This is a genomic window from Geobacillus sp. BK01, from assembly GCF_052220245.1.
GTDB lineage: Bacteria > Bacillota > Bacilli > Bacillales > Anoxybacillaceae > Geobacillus.
Genome location: NZ_JBQPTH010000002.1, coordinates 228,488 through 250,197 on the forward strand (window position 1 = coordinate 228,488; position 21,710 = coordinate 250,197).

At 50.4% G+C, this 21,710-nt stretch carries 19 protein-coding genes and 1 pseudogene; 6 read left to right on the plus strand and 14 right to left on the minus strand.

The features are described from left to right. Positions 1-117: 117 nt before the first annotated feature. A complete protein-coding gene (locus tag ACTVDO_RS03475) occupies positions 118-1,893 on the minus strand; it encodes a PrpR N-terminal domain-containing protein (RefSeq protein WP_442901049.1) in 1,776 nt (591 codons plus the stop codon). Positions 1,894-2,248: 355 nt separating this feature from the next. On the opposite strand from ACTVDO_RS03475, the gene ACTVDO_RS03480 reads away from it, so the two are divergent. Together ACTVDO_RS03480 and ACTVDO_RS03485 are read left to right on the plus strand one after the other, a co-directional pair. After that, entirely contained in the window at positions 2,249-3,910 is a 1,662-nt protein-coding gene (locus tag ACTVDO_RS03480; protein ID WP_020959846.1) for an IS1634 family transposase, read from the plus strand. Between the two features lie 317 nt (positions 3,911-4,227). Further along, positions 4,228-5,105 (plus strand): annotated as a pseudogene (locus ACTVDO_RS03485) (IS982 family transposase). A gap of 102 nt (positions 5,106-5,207) precedes the next feature. On the opposite strand, the gene ACTVDO_RS03490 reads toward ACTVDO_RS03485, so the two are convergent. The 4 genes from ACTVDO_RS03490 to katG all read right to left on the minus strand — a co-directional run bounded on the left by ACTVDO_RS03490 (position 5,208) and on the right by katG (position 9,341). Then, a complete protein-coding gene (locus ACTVDO_RS03490) occupies positions 5,208-5,633 on the minus strand; it encodes an NUDIX hydrolase (protein WP_020959845.1) in 426 nt (141 codons plus the stop codon). A 57-nt stretch (positions 5,634-5,690) separates the two neighbouring features. After that, positions 5,691-6,647 (minus strand): DUF3800 domain-containing protein, encoded by a 957-nt coding sequence (locus tag ACTVDO_RS03495; RefSeq protein ID WP_020959844.1) that lies wholly within the window; start codon positions 6,645-6,647, stop codon positions 5,691-5,693. Positions 6,648-6,834: 187 nt separating this feature from the next. Then, the gene (locus ACTVDO_RS03500) at positions 6,835-7,134 is read right to left on the minus strand and encodes a hypothetical protein (RefSeq protein ID WP_128754825.1); all 300 of its coding nucleotides are present in this window, start codon (positions 7,132-7,134) and stop codon (positions 6,835-6,837) included. Then, the gene (katG, locus tag ACTVDO_RS03505) at positions 7,131-9,341 is read right to left on the minus strand and encodes a catalase/peroxidase HPI (protein WP_020959843.1); all 2,211 of its coding nucleotides are present in this window, start codon (positions 9,339-9,341) and stop codon (positions 7,131-7,133) included. Before katG ends, ACTVDO_RS03500 begins: the two co-directional genes overlap by 4 nt. Before the next feature lie 469 nt (positions 9,342-9,810). Here katG and ACTVDO_RS03510 point away from each other — a divergent pair, with 469 nt between their 5' ends. Continuing rightward, on the plus strand, positions 9,811-10,230 hold the full coding sequence (locus tag ACTVDO_RS03510) for a hypothetical protein (protein ID WP_442901050.1): 420 nt from the start codon (positions 9,811-9,813) through the stop codon (positions 10,228-10,230). A 36-nt stretch (positions 10,231-10,266) separates the two neighbouring features. Here the strand turns inward: ACTVDO_RS03510 and ACTVDO_RS03515 are convergent, their stop codons facing one another. Together ACTVDO_RS03515 and ACTVDO_RS03520 are read right to left on the minus strand one after the other, a co-directional pair. After that, positions 10,267-10,542: a hypothetical protein gene (locus ACTVDO_RS03515; RefSeq protein WP_442901051.1), complete on the minus strand. Its 276-nt coding sequence runs from the start codon at positions 10,540-10,542 to the stop codon at positions 10,267-10,269. A 20-nt stretch (positions 10,543-10,562) separates the two neighbouring features. Further along, a complete protein-coding gene (locus ACTVDO_RS03520; protein WP_442901052.1) occupies positions 10,563-11,063 on the minus strand; it encodes a hypothetical protein in 501 nt (166 codons plus the stop codon). Between the two features lie 249 nt (positions 11,064-11,312). Here ACTVDO_RS03520 and speD point away from each other — a divergent pair, with 249 nt between their 5' ends. Then, positions 11,313-12,611, plus strand: a complete 1,299-nt coding sequence (speD, locus tag ACTVDO_RS03525) for an adenosylmethionine decarboxylase (protein WP_442901104.1) — start codon at positions 11,313-11,315, stop codon at positions 12,609-12,611. A gap of 271 nt (positions 12,612-12,882) precedes the next feature. Continuing rightward, the gene (locus ACTVDO_RS03530) at positions 12,883-14,256 is read left to right on the plus strand and encodes an arsenic transporter (RefSeq protein ID WP_442901053.1); all 1,374 of its coding nucleotides are present in this window, start codon (positions 12,883-12,885) and stop codon (positions 14,254-14,256) included. Between the two features lie 99 nt (positions 14,257-14,355). On the opposite strand, the gene ACTVDO_RS03535 is transcribed toward ACTVDO_RS03530, so the two are convergent. The 7 genes from ACTVDO_RS03535 to ACTVDO_RS03565 all read right to left on the minus strand — a co-directional run bounded on the left by ACTVDO_RS03535 (position 14,356) and on the right by ACTVDO_RS03565 (position 20,137). Continuing rightward, entirely contained in the window at positions 14,356-15,024 is a 669-nt protein-coding gene (locus tag ACTVDO_RS03535; RefSeq protein WP_020959836.1) for a hypothetical protein, read from the minus strand. Positions 15,025-15,060: 36 nt separating this feature from the next. Further along, entirely contained in the window at positions 15,061-15,888 is an 828-nt protein-coding gene (locus ACTVDO_RS03540) for a hypothetical protein (protein WP_442901054.1), read from the minus strand. Between the two features lie 2 nt (positions 15,889-15,890). Next, the gene (locus tag ACTVDO_RS03545; RefSeq protein WP_442901055.1) at positions 15,891-16,265 is read right to left on the minus strand and encodes a hypothetical protein; all 375 of its coding nucleotides are present in this window, start codon (positions 16,263-16,265) and stop codon (positions 15,891-15,893) included. A 249-nt stretch (positions 16,266-16,514) separates the two neighbouring features. Continuing rightward, entirely contained in the window at positions 16,515-16,703 is a 189-nt protein-coding gene (locus ACTVDO_RS03550) for a hypothetical protein (RefSeq protein ID WP_442901056.1), read from the minus strand. Further along, positions 16,700-17,929, minus strand: coding sequence for a DNA polymerase IV (locus ACTVDO_RS03555; RefSeq protein ID WP_442901057.1), 1,230 nt, complete (start codon positions 17,927-17,929; stop codon positions 16,700-16,702). The genes ACTVDO_RS03550 and ACTVDO_RS03555 overlap by 4 nt, the downstream gene beginning before the upstream one ends. Positions 17,930-18,225: 296 nt before the next feature. Then, on the minus strand, positions 18,226-19,665 hold the full coding sequence (locus tag ACTVDO_RS03560) for a PH domain-containing protein (RefSeq protein WP_442901058.1): 1,440 nt from the start codon (positions 19,663-19,665) through the stop codon (positions 18,226-18,228). Continuing rightward, positions 19,655-20,137, minus strand: a complete 483-nt coding sequence (locus ACTVDO_RS03565) for a PH domain-containing protein (RefSeq protein ID WP_442901059.1) — start codon at positions 20,135-20,137, stop codon at positions 19,655-19,657. The genes ACTVDO_RS03560 and ACTVDO_RS03565 overlap by 11 nt, the downstream gene beginning before the upstream one ends. Before the next feature lie 200 nt (positions 20,138-20,337). Here ACTVDO_RS03565 and ACTVDO_RS03570 point away from each other — a divergent pair, with 200 nt between their 5' ends. After that, on the plus strand, positions 20,338-21,702 hold the full coding sequence (locus ACTVDO_RS03570; RefSeq protein WP_020959829.1) for an amino acid permease: 1,365 nt from the start codon (positions 20,338-20,340) through the stop codon (positions 21,700-21,702). Positions 21,703-21,710 lie beyond the last annotated feature (8 nt).

A 21,710-nucleotide genomic window follows, 5' to 3' on the forward strand; every position in this document is an offset into this window, starting at 1 on the left:
AAACATTTAGCTCATATGAAATCGCTTGCAAGTACATTGTAGTTCATTGCGTTTTATTTATCAACACATTTTTGTTCAAATAAATAAAAAACTGAAATAATGTCGCGAAATGCAACATCATTTCAGCTTTCGCCATAAGGTGCTTCGGTTAATGCCAAGTCGTTTCGCTGCTTTCGTTTGGTTCATGTTTTCTTCTTCAAGCACCCTCCAAATGATCTCTTTTTCAATCTCGGCCAACGGCTTGTGCAAGTCCAAACATAAATCGTTTCCACTGCCAAGGAAACCGATAGTTTTTAAGTCTTCGACCCGGATATATTCATGGCCGGCTACTTGGACGGCTTGCTCCATCACCTTGTTTAATTCTTGCAAATTGCCTTTCCAATGATGGCGGTGCAGCCATTTGAGCGCCGCTTCGTCGATGCCGACCACTTGTTTTCCGTACTTTACATTGTATTGGGCGATGAATTTTCGCGCATATTCTTCTAAGTCTTCCGTGTACTCTCTTAACGATGGCAAGCGAATTTGGTTGGTCTTACACTGTTTGAACAGATGATGAGATAGCTGTTTTTGTCGGGCTAAATGAGCCGGGGCGTTCTCAAATAAAAAGATGATCCTCATCACTGCCGCAGGGATGAGTTGGGCAATCTCATCTTGGCGCAGTAACGGCAGCAGTTCGACTCCTTGCAATACACATGTTCCGCCTTCGCTATAGGTGAAAATAGAGTGGAGGCGGTCAATCAGTTGCCCGTCATCAGCTGTCAGGCGGACGTGCAACAACATTCCTTCTGTTTGCTTGCTCTCGCAATGGATGATTCCCGCCAGCGTTTTTTTGCCGCTTCCTTGTTCCCCGTATAGCGCCACTGGTTCGCGATGCATCGCCGCCCTTTTGCCTTGCTCAACCACTTGATGAATCGATGCGCTGTTGCCGAGGATTTGAGAAAATGAACGCATTGCAGGCTGTACAGCAGCAACGGTTAAGCCCTGTTCTTCTTGGGGCTTGGTGCTTTCAGCCAAACGTACGTAATAGTGATGTTCAAGCGGATCTTTGTTTAAACACCCTTGCCACAAATGCATCCGTTCATCATTGACGATACAGGTGGATTGAATTTCCACAGGTGCGATCGCTCGGCATAGCTCATTATATTCACGGTCAAGAAAGGGGAAACAGGCATAAATGGATGATTCGTTGGAGTTGTTTTTCATCCAATTGAATCGGTTTTGAAAAGCCGGGCTGGCATACTCGATGGTGCCATGTTCATTGTAAACCGCAATGGCGACACGGCTTTGTTGCAATAGTTGTTTATATCGTTTGGCTTCTTTGGCTGTATTTTTGAGCATTTGATACGTTTGCTTTGCCTGTTCAAACGCTTCGATGACCGATTCCTTGCCGGAAGTAATGAGAATGCTTTGCAGTCCGCACGCTTCCGCTGTCCTGCAAGTGACTGTATCCCCGATAATCGTTTGAGCGCCTGCTGCTTTTGCCTGTTTTACCGCTTCATCGACTTCTTTTTGGTCATGGATAATGGTGTAAGGGATCTGGATATCTAAAAGGTTAGATACAGAAACAAATCCTTGGCAAATGTTCGTGAATCCGATCATCCAATGATGAGCGTGATAGTCTTTCACCAGTGTCAATATACGTAAAATATCGTAACCCGACACTTGAATTTCAATAACGGGCAATGAAGTATATTGGCGTAACAGTTGTGCCGTGCCACCGCGGCTAATCACTAGATCGAACCCTTCTTTTTCGTACTGTTTCACAATCGGAATGGCCTCTTGCAAGTCGCCTTGCACAACGGTCAGATCGAGTTCCTGCTGTTCTTTGGCTAGCGTGGAGGCCAATTCTTTCAGTCCGGGATACGGGGCAATCAATAATGTTTTTATGTTCATATCCATTCATCACCTGTTTTGTGCTGGTCTTTCGTTCCCATTCATTATAGCCCAATTTTTAGCTAGATGTGACATATATGAACACATTCATTTCCCCTGTATAGGTATGGCCGAGAGAGTGATCGACTAGGGGATGGGAATAAACTGGAAAACGTGGAAGCCCAGACTACTATTTGAGGTTATACCTAATGAGGACGATGAATGAATAGGTGCATAGGTATTCAAAATATTCAGGCTTGAAAAAACATATTCAAACTCACATTTCGCACCCTCTCGACCAAAATCGGGAGGATTTTTTTGTTTTCATGTCGAATGAATCCTTGACACACAAGGAATGCAAAGGAGTTTTTCCATCATGGACGTTCGAATTCGGGCGATTTATGAAAGTTCCTATTTGAATATAATAAGTACCATTTTCAAAGATCTTGGCCTCCCTCAGCTGATGGACCGGCTGGTTCCGGTGGATCCTCAATGCCAAACCCGAGCCAGTGATGTGGTCGGGCTGCTTCTCTTGGATATCTTGAGCGGCCGGCAAGCCCTCGTTCATTTGGAACGGTGGGCGCATGACATCGACTTGCCCAAGCTGATCCGGCCAGGATTGGATCCGTCTTGGTTCAACGACGATGCCATTGCTCGCCATTTGGACCGGCTGTATGAGGCCAATATCCATCAAGTCCTGTCGTCTTGCCTCGTGCAAATTGACAAGAAAGAAAGCCTCCCTCTCCGTGTCTTTCACGCGGATACGACAGGCAAGACCGTTTACGGCGCGTACGAGTCCCCTTCGTCAGAGGGGGTGGCGATTACGTATGGCTACAATCGGCATCATCGCTGGCAAAAACAGATTGGTTTTGGGCTGATCGGCAATGAAGACGGCATTCCGTTTTACGGCGATGTGCACGACGGCAACATGCCTGACAAAACGTGGAATCCCGAGGTGCTGTCCCGTGTCCATGAACAGCTCAAACAAGCCAAGATCGAAGACGAATGGATGTATGTGGCGGATTCCGCCGCGATGACGAAAGACACCTTGGCGCAGACGAAAGCCGCCAATGCCTTTTTGATCACCAGAGGCCCTTCATCGCTCCGAATCGTCAAAGCCGCTCTGGCGGAAGCGGATGTCCAACCCGATCCAGCGTGGAGCGACTCCTTTTCGTTGGCCGAGAAAAACGGCGCCGTGTATCAGGTATGGGAAACGGTGGGAACGTATGAAGGCCACCCCGTTCGGCTGATCGTCGTCGAATCGAGCGCGCTCGACCAGCGCAAAGGAAAAACACTCGAAAAAGAGCGGGTCAAAGAAGCGGAGCTTCTTCGAGAGGAACAAGTCCGTTGGGAGCGCCACCCCTTCTCCTGCCGCGAAGACGCCGAACAAGCCTTGGCGTCCCTCAAGGCGTTCCTTCGCCCCCGGTTTCATCGGGTGGAGGCCGCGGTCGAAGAGATCGTGCGCCCGAAAAAACGGCGCGGCCGGCCGAAAAAAGGGGTGGAACCCGAGGTGGAGACGCTGTATCTTTTGCGCCTGGACGTCGAATTCGACCAACAGGCATGGGAACAGGCAAGACGGAAAGCGTCCCGGTTTGTCCTCGTCACGACCGTTCCGAAGGAATGGAAAGGCCAAACGATGGATGCTCGAGAAATCTTGAAGTTGTATAAAGGGCAAATCTCGGTGGAAATGAACTTCTCCTTTCTCAAAGATCCGTTCTTCACTGACGAGATTTACGTCAAAAAGCCAGAACGGGTGGCGGTGTTGGGCTATTTATTTCTCTTGGCCTTGGCGATTTACCGTGTCTTTCAGCGCCGCGTGCGTCCGTTCATCACACCGGAACGCCCGTTAAAGGGCGCCGGAGGCCGCAAGCTGACCCGGCCGACCGGGCAAGCGATTTTTCAGTTGTTTGAGTATGTGAAAGTCGTCCTCCTCAAGCTGCCGGATGGACGCATCCAACGCGCGCTAGGAAAACCGCTCACCTACGAGCAGCGAAGGATTCTGCAAGGGTTGGGAATGGATGAGAGCATTTACGTGTAACGTCATACGGAACGACTAGCGATGGTAAAAAAAGGATTTCCATCGCTAGTCGTGTTGGTCAAAAAGTTATTCTAAAAAACTAAATAAAAAATCCTTTGTTTCTACCTTGTTAGGGTGCGAAATGTGAGTCCTAAAATAAAAAGAGCGACACGATGCCGCTCCTCTTCTTGGTTTGTCATCCATATGAACAACAGCGTTTATTCATAATTTGAAAAAACCCGTGGTGCTAGATAAACTCAAACAAGCATAAAAATAGCCCTTGCATGAGGATCTCCTTAAAATGAAAGTGCGATCAAACATTGAAAAGGAGAATCCCTATGCAAGAGCACTTTCCTTTTACTACAGATCGAGCCAAGATTCAAAAGCAATATGCCGCCATTTTCTGTTTTGTCTCTGCCCAACTGTCATCGATTCAGATGCACCTGCAGCGCCGCAACCGCCATTTGGTCAAACAGGAAGACGCCGTGGTCATCGCGATTCATATTTTAGGAAAGTTGCTCGGTTTTACATCCGAACGGGCATGGCATCGCTTTGTCACGGGAAATTTGTTCACAAACGGCTCGTTTCTCGAACGTTCCCGGTACAACCGCCGTTGTCGGGCGCTGCGCTTCGCCATCAAATGGATCCGCCGTCGTGAGCAAAACGCGGCCAACATCATGCCTATGCCGTCGTCGACAGCTTGCCGCTCTCGTTGTGCCATACCGCAAGAATGCATCGCGTCAAACGGTTTCAAGAGATCGCCGACATCAGGTATTGTGCTTCGAAAAAGCAATGGTACTACGGGTTTAAGCTGCACCTTCAAGTTACAGATCAAGGTCTGCCGATGGGATATGTGGTGACGGAAGCATCTTGTCATGATCGAATCGCAGCCGAAAGCGTCATGACCCAAATTCCTCATCCCTATAACTTCGGAGACAAAGGGTTTATTAGCCATGACTTGCAAAAAAGGCTGTACGAAGAATACCAAATGGCGCTTTGGACTCCGTCTCGAAAAAACCAGAAACATCGTCCGCCTGAGACATGGGAGCAGTGGATCAAACAAAAACGCAAAGTGATCGAGACGGTGTTCTCGGTTCTGGTTGACCACTATCGTATCACTGAGATCCGAGCCAATTCGATCATCGGATTTGAAGTGGCGTTAGACGGTATATTGCTAGCCTATTCTCTAGTTACACTTGGGCTAGTTGAGCGCTAAAGCTCAACTAGCACCACGGGTATTATGTTAACTTAAAATAAAGAGAAAAGGAAAGCCACTACCTCCACTCCCTCTGCGACTCGCCGCAACCGCAGCAGAAAACTATATGTAATTCAATATTTCACGCGGCGCAAAGTCGTCGATTTTCTGCAATTCGTCTTTGCTCCACCATTTGAGCCCTTTCAGTGTATCTTTTTCGTTTCTTGTCATCTGTTCAGTAGACAATGCGGTATCGGATTGGATCGTGATTTGATAATAAATCTCCCGGCTAATAAAAGAACCATGTTTTCCTTCAATCCATACATCCAGTTGGAATATGGGCTCGTCGAGAACATCAACCACTATGCCTAGCTCTTCGTATAATTCTCTTTTTAGGGCTTCGACCGGGGTCTCGTTTTCTTCTATACCCCCTCCTGGAGTAACCCATAACACTTTATTTCCTGCCACGTCCCGAAATTCAAATTTCTGAAGAAGAATTTCGTTTCGCTCATTGATGATCACTGCTCTAGCACATTTGCGTATCCTCATTGGGAAAACTCCTTCTTTTCTTTGTTTTGTCAAAGATTCATATTTAAACTAAGAGAATCATAAAATAGAATAATTCCTGCCCCGCCCTTCAATCTGATCCTTGTATCCGATCAGTGTGTTCTTCATGGTATTCGGATAGCCTGCCTTGAGTCTAAGCTCTTTTAGAGGCATCGCTGGATTCTCAACCATGATCTTTTGAATTCGTATTATTTCTTGTGAATCATATGCTGCTTTATAAGCCATAAAAGGTGAGACATAGTCGCTGATATTGACAAAGGTGAGTTCTTCGTGTCCCGTCCATTTATATAGTTTGATTTGCTGTTGAAACTTCATTAAGTTATTTCCTTCAATAAGAAACCGGTATATTAAATCACTTTTTATCTTGGCAGTATTGGACGATTCAAGATAATTTTGTTCCAACAAAAATATAACCATCCCCATAAATGTATCCACTATTTGCAAAGGTATTGATTTAACAGAGTTTTGAGAAAGGACATTAACAACGCGGTAATTTTTATTGCGATAAGCCGAATGTGCATTCATCTGTTCAATGATTTTCGTTTCAAGAAAAAGCTTATCATACTCATCATTCTGGTCTACCTTAATCTTCACCTTAATCGTTCCAGATTCTTGACTTGATAAATCCCGAGTCATTCCATAAAATAATCTTTCCGGTATTTTGATATAGAATAAGTTTCTTAGTTCAGTCGCCGTTAATCCGATTTTCTGTGCCGCATACAAAGCATCCCTATTATTAACGGTTAAAATATTAATCTGTACATTCTCATTAATAACCGTATGAAGAGTTTGAAAATATTTCTTGACAAGGTTGTCTTTCGTATACTCTCGAAAATGAAGTTCACTAAAAGAATTACACTGTTTAAAGATGTTTCGAACTTGCTTAACAACCCTTGCCATTGCAGCATCGGTTCCTCCGTAAGCCCCATAGTAAGAATAGTCAGCGTTAAACTGGTCGAGCTTATTGCTCTCATCAAAATAGATTAAGTATTGCATATTTAAAGTAAACTCCTTTACTTTCCATACATAAATTCATTTTGTGTTGACGAAAACACGTTTATACCTTACAATCATAAAAAGAAGGTGTTATTTTCCCCGCCACCGTTGGGCAGGGCTGATAACATCTCAACGTGCGGCAGGATAGCTTTTCCCCGCCACCGTTGGGCAGGGCTGAGCTATCTTTTTATTTTGACGTGAACATTTGTCCTGTCCCTTTCCCTATATTTATTATTTGACCTTGATTTGATTCTGCCGCAATCATACTGAAAAACACATAATTTGTCAATAAAATACATACTATTCTCAATGATTCTTCGAAGGATCTTCCCTCTCTGCAAATTTCTGAAACATAAAAACAGGTCATCAAGCATTCCAGTTTTCTTTCAGCAGACCGTTCTTTTTGCCCCACAACAAGTCTAAAAAGAATCACTGGATAAAAAAGCAGCTTGCCCCAAACGGGCAAGCTGCTTTTTTCGCCGGTCAAATGGTGACCGACTCTTTGGCTTGTTTCAAATGAATGTCAAAGCGGTCGGCGTTCATCACTTTCACCCATGCGTTGATAAAGTCGCGGACGAATTTCTCTTGGTTGTCGTCTTGGGCGTAAAGTTCCGCGTACGAACGAAGGATCGAGTTGGCGCCGAAAATGAGGTCGACCCGGGTGGCCGTCCACCGCACTTCGCCTGTTTGCCGGTCGCGGATTTCATAAATGCCGCCTTCGGTCGGCACCCATTCGTAGTTCATGTCAACCAAGTTGACAAAGAAGTCATTCGTCAGCACCCCGATGCGGTCGGTAAAGACGCCGTGCGGCAGATCGCGATAGTTCGCGCCCAACACCCGCAAACCGCCGATGAGAACGGTCATCTCGGGTGCGGTCAATCCGAGCAGCTGGGCTTTGTCAACAAGCAGCTCTTCCGGCGGAACGCTGTACGCTTGTTTTTGATAGTTGCGGAAGCCGTCGGCGAACGGCTCGAGCACTGCGAAGCTGTCGACATCGGTTTGTTCTTGCGTCGCATCGCCCCGCCCCGGGATAAACGGCACTTTGACATCAAACCCGGCGTCGCGGGCCGCTTTTTCGACCGCGGCGCTGCCGCCTAGCACGATGAGGTCGGCGATGCTGACGTTTTTCGGCAGTTCGCGTTGAATGTCTTCATACACGGCCAATACTTTGGCAAGCCGCTCCGGTTCGTTCACTTCCCAGTCTTTTTGCGGGGCAAGGCGGATGCGGGCGCCGTTGGCTCCGCCGCGCTTATCGGAGTTGCGGAACGTGCTGGCTGCCGCCCATGCCGTCTTGACGAGTTCGCTGACGGTCAGGCCCGAGTTCAAAATTTTCGCTTTGATTTCCTCGATTTCCGCATCGGTCAATTCATAGTCGACCGTCGGAATCGGGTCTTGCCAGATGAAATCTTCTTTCGGCACTTCCGGACCTAAGTATCTCGTTTTCGGCCCCATATCGCGATGAGTCAGCTTGAACCAGGCGCGGGCGAATGCATCGGCGAATTCATCCGGGTTTTCATGGAAGCGGCGGGCGATTTTTTCGAATTCCGGATCAAAGCGAAGCGCCAAGTCGGTCGTCATCATCATCGTCGGGACTTTTTTCGACGGATCTTCCACATCCGGTGCGAGATCTTTTTCATCCGGATCAACCGCCATCCATTGCCATGCTCCGGCTGGGCTTTTCGTCAGCCACCAGTCATAGCCAAACAGCATGTCGAAATACGACATATCCCATTGGGTCGGTGTTGGCGTCCACGCGCCTTCAATGCCGCTCGTGATCGTGTCGCGGCCTTTTCCTTTTCCGTATGAGCTGATCCAACCGAGCCCTTGCGCTTCAATCGGGGCGGCTTCCGGTTCCGGGCCGACGTGCGAGGCCGGACCTGCGCCGTGCGCTTTGCCGAACGTGTGGCCGCCGGCGATCAAGGCGACGGTTTCTTCGTCGGTCATTCCCATGCGGCGGAATGTTTCGCGGATGTCACGGGCTGCTGCTTTCGGATCTGGCTTGCCGTCAGGGCCTTCCGGGTTGACGTAAATGAGCCCCATCTGCACAGCGGCGAGCGGATTTTCAAGTTCGCGATCCCCGCTGTAGCGTTCAGAAGCGAGCCATTCTTTTTCCGCACCCCAGTAAATGTCTTCTTCCGGATGCCATACATCTTCCCGGCCGCCGCCAAAGCCGACCGTTTTGCCGCCCATCGATTCGATCGCGACATTGCCGGCGAGCACCATCAGGTCGGCCCAGGAAATTTTGTTCCCGTATTTTTTCTTGATCGGCCAAAGCAACCGGCGCGCTTTGTCCAAGTTGGCGTTATCCGGCCAGCTGTTTAACGGCGCAAAGCGCTGCGTGCCGGTCGAAGCGCCGCCGCGGCCGTCACCGATGCGGTACGTTCCCGCCGAATGCCACGCCATACGGATGAACAGCGGTCCGTAGTGGCCATAATCAGCCGGCCACCAGTCTTGGCTTTCCGTCATCAGTTTGCGCAAGTCTTCTTTTAACGCCCAGTAGTCGAGCTTTTGAAACTCCTCAGCGTAGTTGAATTCTTCATCATGAGGATTCGTTTTCCGGTCGTGTTGGTGGAGAATGCTTACATTCAATTGATTCGGCCACCAGTCTTTGTTCGTCGTCCGATTCGAAGATTGATTCGTGATGCTTCCATGAAACGGACATTGGGCTGCGTTGGGACGATTTTGATTTTCCATCACTCTTCCCCTTCCCTTGGAAAGTTTGAATCATTAATTTTAATTGATAATGATTCCTACATTAAAATTATAATAAATTAATATTTAATAGTAAAGTATAAAGATTATATTTTAATAATCATCCTCCTCTTTGAAGAAAACCCCCAGATGCCTCAGGAATCTCTCCCTTTCCTCCCGATAGACAATGGGCAGGGGGCGCTTGTCTGCAGCTTCTCTAACAAACCGCATGCCAGACGACCGTTATCCGAACTTTGCAGCCATTTTATAAATACTTCTCCCATTCCTTGAATATGACAAGGTTCTCTCTGTCGATGTTCCCTTTGTATCTATAACCTTAAAAAAGAATCGTCGAATCATCTGGGGCATGATAAAATGTCTTTTAAGAAAAACGAATGTGATGTTGGTTATGGAGACCGGCAGGCATGTGTGGGAGGGAAAACATGAACGTTTTCTGGATTGGAGGGCTGTTTTGGCTATCCATTGGCGCCGCGCTTGTCTTTTTGATAAGAGGGGTGATGAGACAGCAGGTCCTCTCATTTTTGCTCTGTGCGTTGTTGTTGCTGCCATCGGCCTATTACTTCAGTGGGGCGGAAAATGCATATCGGTGGATCATGCTTTCTCCCCTCGTCCCTCTATTGGCGGCGGGATGGTGAAGCATGAAAAAGCGATGACGAGCGTCTGCCGCTCTCATCGCTTTCATTGTTTTCCAGCATGCAAAGAACACTTATTTCAACGAAAAACTCGCCCCCTCGATCCATTCGATTTCGTCATAGCGCTTCAGACCGCGAACGAGCTGAAAGAGCGCTTCATCTTTTTGCTTCGCCTCGATCATGCAGTTGAGCTGTTGGATGGTGCCTTTGATTTCATGCAAAAAGCGAATAAAGGCTGACCGATTATGCAGCGGTGAATGGATGGCGTCATCAGGCTATGAAGGAAAATACAGCTCCACCGCCCGCCGAAAGCAGGAATGTTCCAGCCGGTAGTACCGGGAGAACGATTTCAACACATGGTGATCGGGATAGTCCGCTAGCGGGATGGAGAGGCGGGCTTGCCCGTTTTTGAAAAAGGTTAACACCTGATCCGACCGTTCCATATAGTCAAAGAAAAACCCGTCGCGCGCGACCAACTCATCGTCTTCATAGAAGTTGACCACCACTTGGCGATTCGTATACCGTGCGAATAGGGCGAGCACCTCACTCATGTTTTTCTCTCCTTTCGACGTCAAACAGGCCAAAATAAGTGGATAAGAAACAAACAGGCAAACGCCATCGCAGACAACAGATGGAATTTCCGCCGAAATCCGGACGCTTTTCGATGGCGGAGAACGCCGGCCACCAAGGTGAGGGCCAACAGTCCAAGGCTCGCATAGCCGGTCACCATTTTTCCGTGGCCAACACCAAGGACCGCCCCGAGCTTCCACGTCATGATCCCGCCGTGAAGCACGATCAAGCCCGTTCCGGCTACAGCCAGCGGAATATGGGCTTTCATCATTTTTCTTGACATCCGCGCCAAGGCAACTTTCACGTTCCGGGCTTTCGCTTTGCGGATGACGAGAAAAATGAAGTACATATTGACATTAACCCAAAACAACAGTATCGCTGCTTGCGCCAGCCATTTTCCGGCAAACACGGCCGCTGAATCGCTCGGGCGAAACAGCCATATATACAGCGCAGAACCGGCCACCAACAACGCATTGATGATGATCCAAACATAGTGTGCCATACATCCTCCATCATCGTGTTGTTTACCATCATTGTAGCCGAAAAAGCACCGTCCTGGAGTGAGCATCGTCACACTGCAGACGATAGAACGGGCAGGGGCTTTTTTGCACTCGAGGGTGTCTTTTTCCTTCCGGTAGGGCAAAAAAACGGATGATGCTCTGCCGGGCCATGATACAAGCTCTTTGACAACGCATGCCATAGAATAAAGGACAATCCATTCAAGTAGAAAGGAGATGGCCATCCGTTGAATGTGGGAGGGAAACATCTAATTCTCGATGCCTTTGAATGCGATTCCACCCTTTTGAACAACCAGGACTATTTGGAACAGCTGCTGACAATGGCCGCGCGAAACGCCGGCATGGAAGTGGTATATTCGTATTTCCATCCATTTCATCCGCAAGGTGTGACGGGCATGATCGTGCTAGCCACGTCGCATCTGTCGATTCATACGTGGCCGGAGGAACGCTATGCTTCGTTGGATTTTTATACGTGCGGGGAACATGATCCGCTTAGCCAGGTGGATGTGTTATTAAAAGGCCTTCAGGCAAAACGGGCGGTCGTTTATTCAGTTTCCCGCGGGACAACGTCCCCTCAGCTCGTTATGAGCCAAGGGATGGAATCGTTTGGGTCGCCAAAGCCGGACGAGCGCCACGGCGGCGATGAGGCCGTCCGCGGCGACAAGTGGGATCAGATCGGGCGGCAGGCGCTTTTGCGTGGAAAACATAAACTGCTTTGGGACGAAAAAAGTGCCTTCCAACACTTGCAAATGATTGAAGCGAAAGATGTACGCATGTATTTAGACGGGCAGTTGCAGTTTAGCTCATTGGATGAGCACATTTATCACGAGGCGCTTGTTCACCCGGCTTTCACGTTTGTCCCCACCCCGAGCCGCGTGCTTATTTTAGGCGGCGGGGATGGCTTGGCGCTGCGGGAAGTGCTGAAATACCCAAGCGTTAAGCATGTCGATCTGGTTGACTTAGATCCTGCAGTATTGCAGGCTGCGAAAAAAAGCAAAAAATTAGCCGCATTGAACGACTCTTCGTTATCCGACTCCCGGGTTGCCGTCCATCCTCAAGATGCGGTTGATTTTCTTGCCGCCAACCGCACCCTTTATCCACTCATCATCGTCGACTTTCCCGACCCGACCGATGAGACGACTAGCAGTCTATATACAACCGAATTTTACACTCTCTTAAAACGTTGTCTTGCCGATGACGGTGTGTTTGTCTGCCAATCTGCTTCCCTTGATGATACGCCCATCGTTTTCTGGAGCATCGGAAAAACGATCGAAAGCGCTGGATTTCACACACTAAGCTACCATACCATCGTTCCGTCTTTTGGGGATTGGGGATTTCATATCGGAGCCAAAACCGCTCTTTCATGGGAAGGACGGCAGGCGCAAATTCCGTGCCGCACGCTGCCGAATCCTTTACGTGACTTGTCTCGCTTTCCTTCAACCATTTTAGCGAAGAAACCGCTGGCGATTGTGAATTCCAAACAACATACTGTTTTGCACCATCTGTTCAAACAGGAGAACGTGTACTGGTAACTCATGTTGCCCGCCGCTTCCTTCACATATTTGATAGACAACCTATTCTTCACCAAAAAGTTGGCCATCCTTTTTGTTTGGCCAACTTTTTTGATTAGGGAAAGACGGGCGGCGGGCGCGAGCTAGGCATAGGTGGCCTGCTCATAGCGAACAAACGTGGATTTTGGCGAATTTGAGCGAATGGCGTAGTACAAGTCTTCTCTCAGGCACATATAGATGCAGTACAAATGAATACTATAGACAGTTCACCCATACCGCTTCAACGAAGAAAATGCAAGAAAGGAGGCTTGTCATCATCGATATCCTGATCGTGCTTACGTTTTTCTTTACACTCCTGCTCATCTATTGGCGCCCGAAAGGAATGCATGAAGCCATCCCGGCCGCGGTCGGTGCGGTGATCACTCTTGCGAGCGGAGCAGTCAGTTTTTCCAATCTCATCAACATTAGCACCAAAGTAGGCGGCGCAGCGGTCACCATCATCTCCACGTTTATCATGGCGCTTGTGCTCGAGAGCATCGGCTTTTTTCACTGGATCGCCGCCATGTTGGCTGAACGGGCCAACGGCTCCGGTGTTCGGCTGTTTTGGTACACCAATGCGCTTTGCTTTCTCATGACGCTGTTTTTCAACAACGACGGCAGCATCATCATCACAACCCCGATTTTGCTGCTGCTCTTAAAGAGCTTTCAACTCAAAAAGCGAGAACAGTTTCCGTACTTGGTGAGCGGCGCGCTCATCGCCACCGCCTCAAGCGCGCCGATCGGTGTGAGCAACATGGTGAACTTAATTTCGTTAAAGATTATTGATATGAGCCTGTACGCGCAAACAGCGATGATGTTCATCCCTGCTACGCTTGGGCTGCTCTTTTTGACCGGCATGTTGTTTGCCGTTTTTTACAAAGATCTTCCTAGAACACTTCCCCCGCTATCCGTCCCCATCACCCCGCGCTCGTTTTACCAACATCCCCTCCGCGATTCCGCTGGCTATGACGATTTGAACATATCGAAACAAAGGATGAAGGCGATTCTTCTCTTTGTATTGGCAATGCGGGCTAGTTTGTTTGTCGCTTCCTACGTTCATATCCCGGTCGAATGGGTGGCTCTGGTGGGGTCGGGCTTGCTGCTAGGATGGCGGTGGTACACGTTTAAGACGAGGCCATTTGACGTGTTGCGGAAAGCGCCGTGGCACATCCTTGTCTTTGCCTTTGGAATGTATATTATTGTATACGGGTTAAACGGGGCCGGCTTGGGACATTACTTCGTGCAACAATTGCAGCCTTATGTGTCCAATCTGTTTCACGCCATTTTCGTCATGGGAAGCATGATGTCTGTTTTGTCCAATGTATTTAACAACCGCCCTGCGCTCATGATCGGAACGTTGACATTGGCCGAAATGCATACCGACCCGCTCGTGCTGAAAGCGGCGTATTTGGCGATGATTATCGGGAGCGATATCGGCTCGCTGCTGTTGCCGACCGGGACGCTCGCAACGTTGCTTTGGCTCCATATCTTACAAAAATACCGCTATCCGCTTCCTTGGTCCGCTTATACGAAAATCTCACTTCTGGTCATTCCGCCGACGGTGTTGTTCACCCTTGCCATGCTGTATAGTTGGATTTTCTTTTTATCATCTGTGAACCTTCTATAAAAATCCCTCCTCGCACGGTGACGAAGGAGGGATTTTTCGTGAACTTTTCGGCATGCATCCATACATGGCATCCATCGTACCCAAAACGATTCCGTCATCCTACGACGGAAAATGCACGGTTTTTAAATGAATCACTTTCCAGTAAACCGATTCCCCACCTGCGGTCACTAGATGAACGATATTGTTTTGCACTTCCTTTAACAACCCGATTTTCAGCGGGTGATCGCCCAAGTCGAAAATGGCCAAGTGGCCTTCCATTTTTTTGAGCTGCTCCTCAAGCGACCGCTGCAAGGAAAGAGGAGTCGGCTGCACGGGCAGCGCATCGTTCCCTAATGTGTACGGTGTAATGGTTGTCTGGTAAGGGGTCAGCCATTTTAAATGATTGAGTGAAATGAGCATCGTTTTGTAGACTGGGGAGTAAAAGGTGAAGTAATCGTTCAGTACGTTGGTAATGTAACCGTGAATCGATTTGTTGCCGATCACGTAAATCTCCACAAACCGCCCTTTGGCGTTCAATAATGTTTTTCGGTAGGAAATTCCCGTATCCTCTTGCAAAGGAACTTCAGGAAAAGGGGGATCGATCAAGAATTCGGGATCCGCATGAAGCTGAATGTGGTGAATATGCAGGTGGGGAATGTACAAATACTCTTTCCCGGTATAGAGGACTAAAATATCGAGCCCAAAATCAATCAACACCCCCCGAACAACAGTTCCTCCGGAAATCTCTACTTTGACTTGCTTGCCGAGCAACGTTTTCAACAGATCCATGTTTTTCACCCTTTGGTTTTACGGGGCGACATTGGTTTAACCGCGCCGATGACTACGGTCTCCCTTTTTCGCCTTCTCACCTTTCCCTTTTTCTTCCGCCTTTTTCTTGTCGCCCTGGCCGTCTGTTTTCTTTTGGTCTTTGCCTTGTTCGCGGACCTTGTCGTTAACCTGTCGTTCCCCTTGTCTCGCTTTCTCTTTTTCTTTCTCCTTCCCTTCCGCCTTTTTCTTGCCACCTTGCTCTTTTTGCTTCGCTTTTGCTTCTCCCGCTTCTTGTTTCTGCGCATTTTCGGCCTTTTTCGCCTCATGCCCGGCTTGATTGGACCCATGTGCCGCTTTAGTTTGGCCCGTTTCCTTTTCTTCTTCGGCATTCGTGGCATTCATCGCCTGGAACGCCCCTTTAGGTCCGCAGCTGATGCTTTTCATGTGCTCGGGATTCATCCGGATGATTTCATCCCGGTTAACAATCGTATAATAGCCGCTTCCGCCCGAAACTAGGATGCCTTCGACCGCTTCCGGCCCTCCGCGATTGATCGCCACCCATGTATGGGTAAGACGCGCAAACAAATCGGCGAAGTTTTCGGCCTTGACGTAAACGGGCGGGGGAGACGGGTCATGTTCTTGGCCTTCCGGTGCTCCTTCGGACGTATGGGCTGCCTTGCCTGCTGCTTCCATAACATTATGCCCTGAGGCTTGGGCTGCCGCTTCTTCTGCTGCATGCACTTCATGTCTCGCGGCTTGAACCTCGTTGGCTGCCGCTTTGTTTTCCTCGTTGTTTGTTTGTACGCGAACGCTTTTAATATGGCGGAGATGGTAAAACACGATGCCGTCATCTTTCGTGAAGAGAATAATATGATCGTCACTCACGCCTAATAACGTTCCTTGTTTCGACTCCGGCCCCCCTGGTTGACTTGAATGCGCTCGTTGACCAAGCTGCTTAACAGCTCATGAAAATTCGGCGCCCCTATTGGCAAAACGGGTTCGCTGCTAGAGGAAGAAAACGACGGAACCGAATTGGCTTTTGCGTTTTCGCTAATGCTTTGGACATGGTGCAATGCATAATAAATCATCGCGGATTCATTTTCATTGAAAAGGGCAAGATAATCTGACTGGACATCGAGAAGTTTCCCTGTTTTCGATTCGGGACCGCCGCGGTAGACGGTCACGGTTTTTCCGATTAGTGATTGCCATTCCCCGTTTGACTCAAGCGGCATGGACGCTCCATGCATGTCGTATACCACCATTTCCATACTCCTTCCTGCACTGTTGTCCATAAGGGATATTCATACTGTATATATACGTATCCAGCGAAAATCGGCATCCGCCAACAACCTAAGCTAAAAAAATAGGCCGGCCTGTTGACACACTTTCCCGCTTTGGGCGCTCTGGCCGGCTGCTGAACGATCGGCATTCGTTTGTTCCTCATTCGACTGCTTGCCTTCTCATAAGCCCCCTTTTCAAGCCGATGGACAGCCAATACAGTGGCTTTCCCGTTATAGCGCCATGTAGATCCCGATCCCTGCCGCCAAAACGACCGCCAACCCTGCGTAAATCAACACTAGGCGGGTGAGATTCCCTTTTGTTGCCGATGTGTACTGTTCATCCCCGCGGCCGGAAAGTGCGAGCGTGCCGATCAAACCTGCAACCATCACGGCAGCTGCAGCAACCATCAATCCTGTCACCGTTCTCCTCTCTCCTTTTCTTCCAGATTAGACGAAAGCCATTCCGCCCCCATTTGGAGCGCACGTTCGCCAAATTTCGCCCGCAGTTGTTCAACCGTCTTTCGAAGCGCTTCAGCTTTCGCTTCCTCTTCATAATGAAACAAATCGAGCTGTTTTCCTTCTTCCCGCTCATCAAACACACGAAGCGCGGCGACGCCAAGAAGCCGCACCGGGCGTCCGTTCCAATGCCTTTTCAACAGCCGCGCCGCCGCCCGAAAGAGGTCGTCCGCCGTTTGCAACGGCGCCGCCTCGGTTTGGCTGCGGGTGATCGTGCGAAAATCGTGGTAGCGGATCGTTAACTGAACGGTCCGCGAGACGACCCGCTTTTGTTTCATCCGCGCGCTGACGGATTCGGCCAGCTGACGCAAAACGGCCCGCAGTTCTTGTTCGTCGTCTGCATCGTGCGGCAGCGTCGTCGAGTTCCCGACTGATTTCCATTTCTCTGCTGCTTCCGGGTCGACCGGACGCGGGTCGATGCCGTTGGCCCGCTCGTGAAGGCGCAGGCCAAAGACGCCAAACGTCCGCTCAAGAAGCGTCCGGTCAGCCTTCGCCATATCGCCGATCGTGCGCAAACCGAGCGCCTGCAGCTTCCTGGCGGTTTTGTCGCCGACACCATGCATCTGTTCAACCGGAAGCGGCCAAAGGACGTGCGGAACGTCGCGTTTGCGCAGCACCGTGATGCCGAGCGGCTTTTTCATCTCGCTTGCCATTTTGGCCAAAAACTTATTCGGGGCGATTCCGATGCTGACGGGAATCGACAGCTGCTCCAAAAGCCCCTGTTGGATGTGGCGGGCAAAAGCCAGCGGGTGAACGATTGATGCCCGGTTGGTCACGTCCAAATAGCCTTCATCGATCGAAGCGCGCTCTAAAACGTGCGGGAAACGCTCCAGCCATTGGAACAAGCGGCGGCTCATTTCGCGGTAAAAGGCGAAATCCGGCGGGCGCACAACGAGCGACGGACAGCGCTTCTTCGCTTCCGTAAGCGGCATCGTCGTATAGATGCCAAACTGCTGTTTCGCCGCATAACTGGCCGCCAGCACGATCCCCCTCCGCTCTTTTGGGTCCCCCGCCACAACGATCGGCCTTCCCCGAAGCGACGGATCGCGGGCAATCTCGCAGCTGGCGAAAAACGAGTTGCAGTCGATATGAAAAATGACCCGTCCGCGGGATTCACGCTCTCGTGGCATGACTTGTCCCTTCTTTTTTCGTGTTCTTTCTATTATATTGTATCAGATCATTTGTCATTTGAATATACTCGATTCTCCTGCAAGCGGAACCTCACAAGAGGCGTAAAGGGGACGAACCCATTAGTTGCCCGCGTGGCTGGAATGCTATATCAGAAGCCTGGCTGCTGCCGCATCACCTGATTGAGCATGCAGCGAAGCCGCTCCTTGAACAAAATCCGTTTCACCCTCCACCGCCACGACCTCCTTTTTCCGGATAAGACGGAAAGCGGACAATACGGTCTCGTGACGCATCATGCTTATTTCTTCCGTTTCCCTTCGAGCCAGCGGGACATGACAACCGCATTTGCTTCATCCACATCGACGACGCGGGCGCGGGTGCCAAGCGGCATGACGGAAACGGAAATGGTTGTAAGCCGCTTTCGCTTTTGCCACCATGTCGCCGATGATTGGAACGATTGTACGTGGCGTTTCAAGACATATGTCGTCGTTTGCCGAAACCACCCGCTGCGAAGAGCGAGCTGCCCCGGCGAAAGCGCCCAGCCTGCGAGATGGAAGCGGCATGCGCCGATCCATGCCCCGAATGGCAATAACAAGAAAGCCATCACTCCCCACGGACGTTCAACATACGCCGCCAAAACAGCCGGAATCACAAGCCAACATAGCGGGCGAAGCATATAACGGGACTTGGCTCGCTTCGGCAATGGATGAAAGGCGACGGTGGGATCATATTCAGACAAGCAAGTTTGCATAATCGACGCCACCCGATTCTTTTTGATCAGCGGACAAAGCACCACATCGCCCGCTTCGCCGCCATCGAGCCCTCCACCGGCATGAATCAAGGACACCGAAGCATATCCGAACAATCGGCGCAGCCAATTCTCATGAATGACGACGCCTTGAACGCGGGCAACAGGGATTGACACCGATTTTCGCTCCAGCCATCCACGGGTGATCACAATCGTATCTTCTTGTTTCCGCACGGCAAACGAAGCGTATCGGACCATGTTTTGCACGATGGCTACTCCATAAGCGGCAAACAAAACGACGAAGACGAATCCCCCTAGAAACCAACGGCTATGCCCGTTCCATGTCGACTGAATATCGCGAACGAGCGCTTCATATGGAATGAAGTCGACTAATTGCGACAAAAACGCCCCTAACGCCACGACCACGCCAAGCGTGCCGCCGCTTGTTAATGAAACGATCCAAACTTCTTTCATCGATAACGTAAACAGGGCAGGAGGCGGACAGCGGTTTGCGTTGGACGCCGGATGGTCAATGGTTTCCGCCTTCCTTTTCGCTTGTTCGACACATCGTTGCAGTTGGCGGGCCTCTTCCCGTGAGATGGCCCGCAGCATCACTTCCGCTTCACCTAGCACATGGCCTGCCGCTTCAATATGCACTTGGACAACCCCTGCCATCCGCTGCCATACGCCTTCCGTGACCGACATCCCATGAATGCGCTCCAACGGAATCGAACGCCTTTTGCGAACAAACACCCCTTCTTCCACGAACAAGCGGTCTTCATCCCAAGCATAGGTAAAGCGAATCCACGAAAGAACGCCCATCACCACCGTGTACATGACAGCCGCCAGCGGCACGATGAGATCCCACCAGGAGAAGCGGCCGCGGCTGCCGGCTGCGATGATCACGAGCAACGGAACGATCATATTCTTCAATTCTTTTCCAACCCCCGAGAGAATCGCGACCGGATGGAGACGACGTTTAGACATCATCGCTATCTGCCACCTTCGCCCACTCGGCAATCAAACGGCAAAGCCGCTCTGCTTCGTCCATCCGCAGGGCGGGAATTTCATGAGAATCCGCCGCCGTAAACACCGCAATGGAGGCCAGCTTGTACCGCTTCAAAAGCGGGCCTTGGCGCACATCGACATATTGAACGCGGGCCATCGGGATGAGTGTTCGTTTGACAGACCAAACCCCCCGCTGAATGATGATTTCTTCTTCCCGAATGTCATAGCGCCACCGTTTTTGCCGCAACGGAGGGAGCCAGACGACCCATACGATCGCTTCCACCACCCAAACGCCGGCCAACACCGCCCATAGCCAAGGAGGAGCATGAAAGCGGGAGAGCAACCACATGACTCCCCCGACCACCACGCCGGAAGCCAACGTTCCGAGCGCTCCGGTCAAGCGCCACACGGTGACCGCTTTGATCGAGATCGGTTTGCCGTGATCGTACCGCATTCTCGCAATCTCCTTTTTGCACAAAATCATTTCCGTTCCCAGTATAACAAAACATTTCCATGATGACGATGCCTTTTTCGCGAACCGTTGACAGCGTGAACAACTTATTATATTCTAAAACTATCTTTTTTCCTTAACCGCACAAAAGCAGCAAAGCACATCTGTGAATGATCATCCGAGATAGAAAGGTTGTTGTGAACATGGAACAATCCCGTCCCCAGCTGCAAAAAGGACTATTGCCCCGCCACGTTCAGCTGATCGCGTTAGGGGGGATGATCGGCACCGGCATTTTTAAAGGAAGCGCCGAGGCCATTCATATCGCCGGACCAAGCGTCGTGCTCACGTACTTGATCGGCGGCGTGCTGTTGTTTTTGATTATGGCTGCACTGGCCGAGATGGCGATCGCGTACCCGGGTTCGAACGTTCAACATTTGATCCGCCGGGCGTTTGGCTTTCGCCTGTCATGGATCGTCGGGTGGCTGTATTGGATCAATTGGACGTTGGTCACCGTGGTCGAACTGCTGGCTGCCGGCAGCTTTCTGAACTATTGGTTTCCGTCTGCGCCGTTATGGCTGCTTGCACTTCTATGCGCGTGTTTGATCATGGGGTTGAATCTTTTCCCTGTGAAGTATTACGGAGAAGCGGAATTTTGGCTGGCCGGCCTGAAAGTGGTAGCGCTAGTAGTGTTTATCGTGCTCGGGGCGGGCGTATGGGCTGGCGTGATCCCGAGCGACATGGACGGCTCGTTTCCGTCCGCCGGCGACGGCGGGTGGTTTCCGCATGGACTGGCCGGTACGCTCAGCGCCTTGCTTATCGTGATGTTTTCCTATGGCGGAGCGGAGCTGATCGGGGTGGCGGTGACGGAGATGAAAGACGCCGACCGGGTGCTGCCGCGCGTCATCCGCACAACGATCTGGCGGGTTGTCGGCTTTTATCTTTTGCCAATGGCCATTATTTGCGGCATTATGCCATGGAACACCGTCTCGGAAACGAACAGCCCGTTCGTCCAAGTGTTGGAAGCGATCGGGTTGCCCGGCGCGGCCCATGTCATGAACGCGGTGTTGCTCATTGCCGTCTTATCGGCGGCCAATACGGGCGTCTATGCGACTTCCCGGCTGCTGTACACCATGGCCGAACAAGGAGAAGCAAGCCGCCGCTTGCAGTGGACGACGAAACATGGGGTTCCGCTGTACGGGATGGGCATGGTCGCCATCTGCATCGCCGCCGGCGTGATCGGCGCCTACTTGGCGCCCGGGCGGATCATCGGAGAATTGATGACGATCCCCGGGTTTACGGTGCTGATCGTTTGGATGATGATCGGCGCCGCTCAACTGAAGCTGCGGCCGCATTACCAAACGAAGCCGTTTTTCCAAACGAAAGGGTTTCCGTACACGACGGTAGCGGCGGTCGGGGCGCTCGGAGCGATTTGGCTTGGCTTTTTGCTTCAAGGAGAGCACCGGATCGGTTCGTTCCTCTGTGTGGCGGTCTTCGTTCTGTTAGCCATCTGTTCAACCATCCAAGAAAAACAGCAGCATGAACCGAAAACGCCGAGGCGGACGGCGTAACCAAACCG

What these genes read in the sequence shown, in the direction of transcription:
- ACTVDO_RS03560 (WP_442901058.1), bottom strand. Translation starts at nt 19,665, where the DNA reads ATGATGTCTAAACGTCGTCTCCATCCGGTCGCGATTCTCTCGGGGGTT.
- ACTVDO_RS03515 (WP_442901051.1), bottom strand. Translation starts at nt 10,542, where the DNA reads ATGAGTGAGGTGCTCGCCCTATTCGCACGGTATACGAATCGCCAAGTG.
- ACTVDO_RS03555 (WP_442901057.1), bottom strand. Translation starts at nt 17,929, where the DNA reads ATGCCACGAGAGCGTGAATCCCGCGGACGGGTCATTTTTCATATCGAC.
- ACTVDO_RS03520 (WP_442901052.1), bottom strand. Translation starts at nt 11,063, where the DNA reads ATGGCACACTATGTTTGGATCATCATCAATGCGTTGTTGGTGGCCGGT.
- ACTVDO_RS03480 (WP_020959846.1), top strand. Translation starts at nt 2,249, where the DNA reads ATGGACGTTCGAATTCGGGCGATTTATGAAAGTTCCTATTTGAATATA.
- ACTVDO_RS03490 (WP_020959845.1), bottom strand. Translation starts at nt 5,633, where the DNA reads ATGAGGATACGCAAATGTGCTAGAGCAGTGATCATCAATGAGCGAAAC.
- ACTVDO_RS03475 (WP_442901049.1), bottom strand. Translation starts at nt 1,893, where the DNA reads ATGAACATAAAAACATTATTGATTGCCCCGTATCCCGGACTGAAAGAA.
- ACTVDO_RS03545 (WP_442901055.1), bottom strand. Translation starts at nt 16,265, where the DNA reads ATGGTGGTATACGACATGCATGGAGCGTCCATGCCGCTTGAGTCAAAC.
- ACTVDO_RS03530 (WP_442901053.1), top strand. Translation starts at nt 12,883, where the DNA reads ATGCAAGAAAGGAGGCTTGTCATCATCGATATCCTGATCGTGCTTACG.
- ACTVDO_RS03565 (WP_442901059.1), bottom strand. Translation starts at nt 20,137, where the DNA reads ATGCGGTACGATCACGGCAAACCGATCTCGATCAAAGCGGTCACCGTG.
- ACTVDO_RS03535 (WP_020959836.1), bottom strand. Translation starts at nt 15,024, where the DNA reads ATGGATCTGTTGAAAACGTTGCTCGGCAAGCAAGTCAAAGTAGAGATT.
- ACTVDO_RS03570 (WP_020959829.1), top strand. Translation starts at nt 20,338, where the DNA reads ATGGAACAATCCCGTCCCCAGCTGCAAAAAGGACTATTGCCCCGCCAC.
- ACTVDO_RS03495 (WP_020959844.1), bottom strand. Translation starts at nt 6,647, where the DNA reads ATGCAATACTTAATCTATTTTGATGAGAGCAATAAGCTCGACCAGTTT.
- katG (WP_020959843.1), bottom strand. Translation starts at nt 9,341, where the DNA reads ATGGAAAATCAAAATCGTCCCAACGCAGCCCAATGTCCGTTTCATGGA.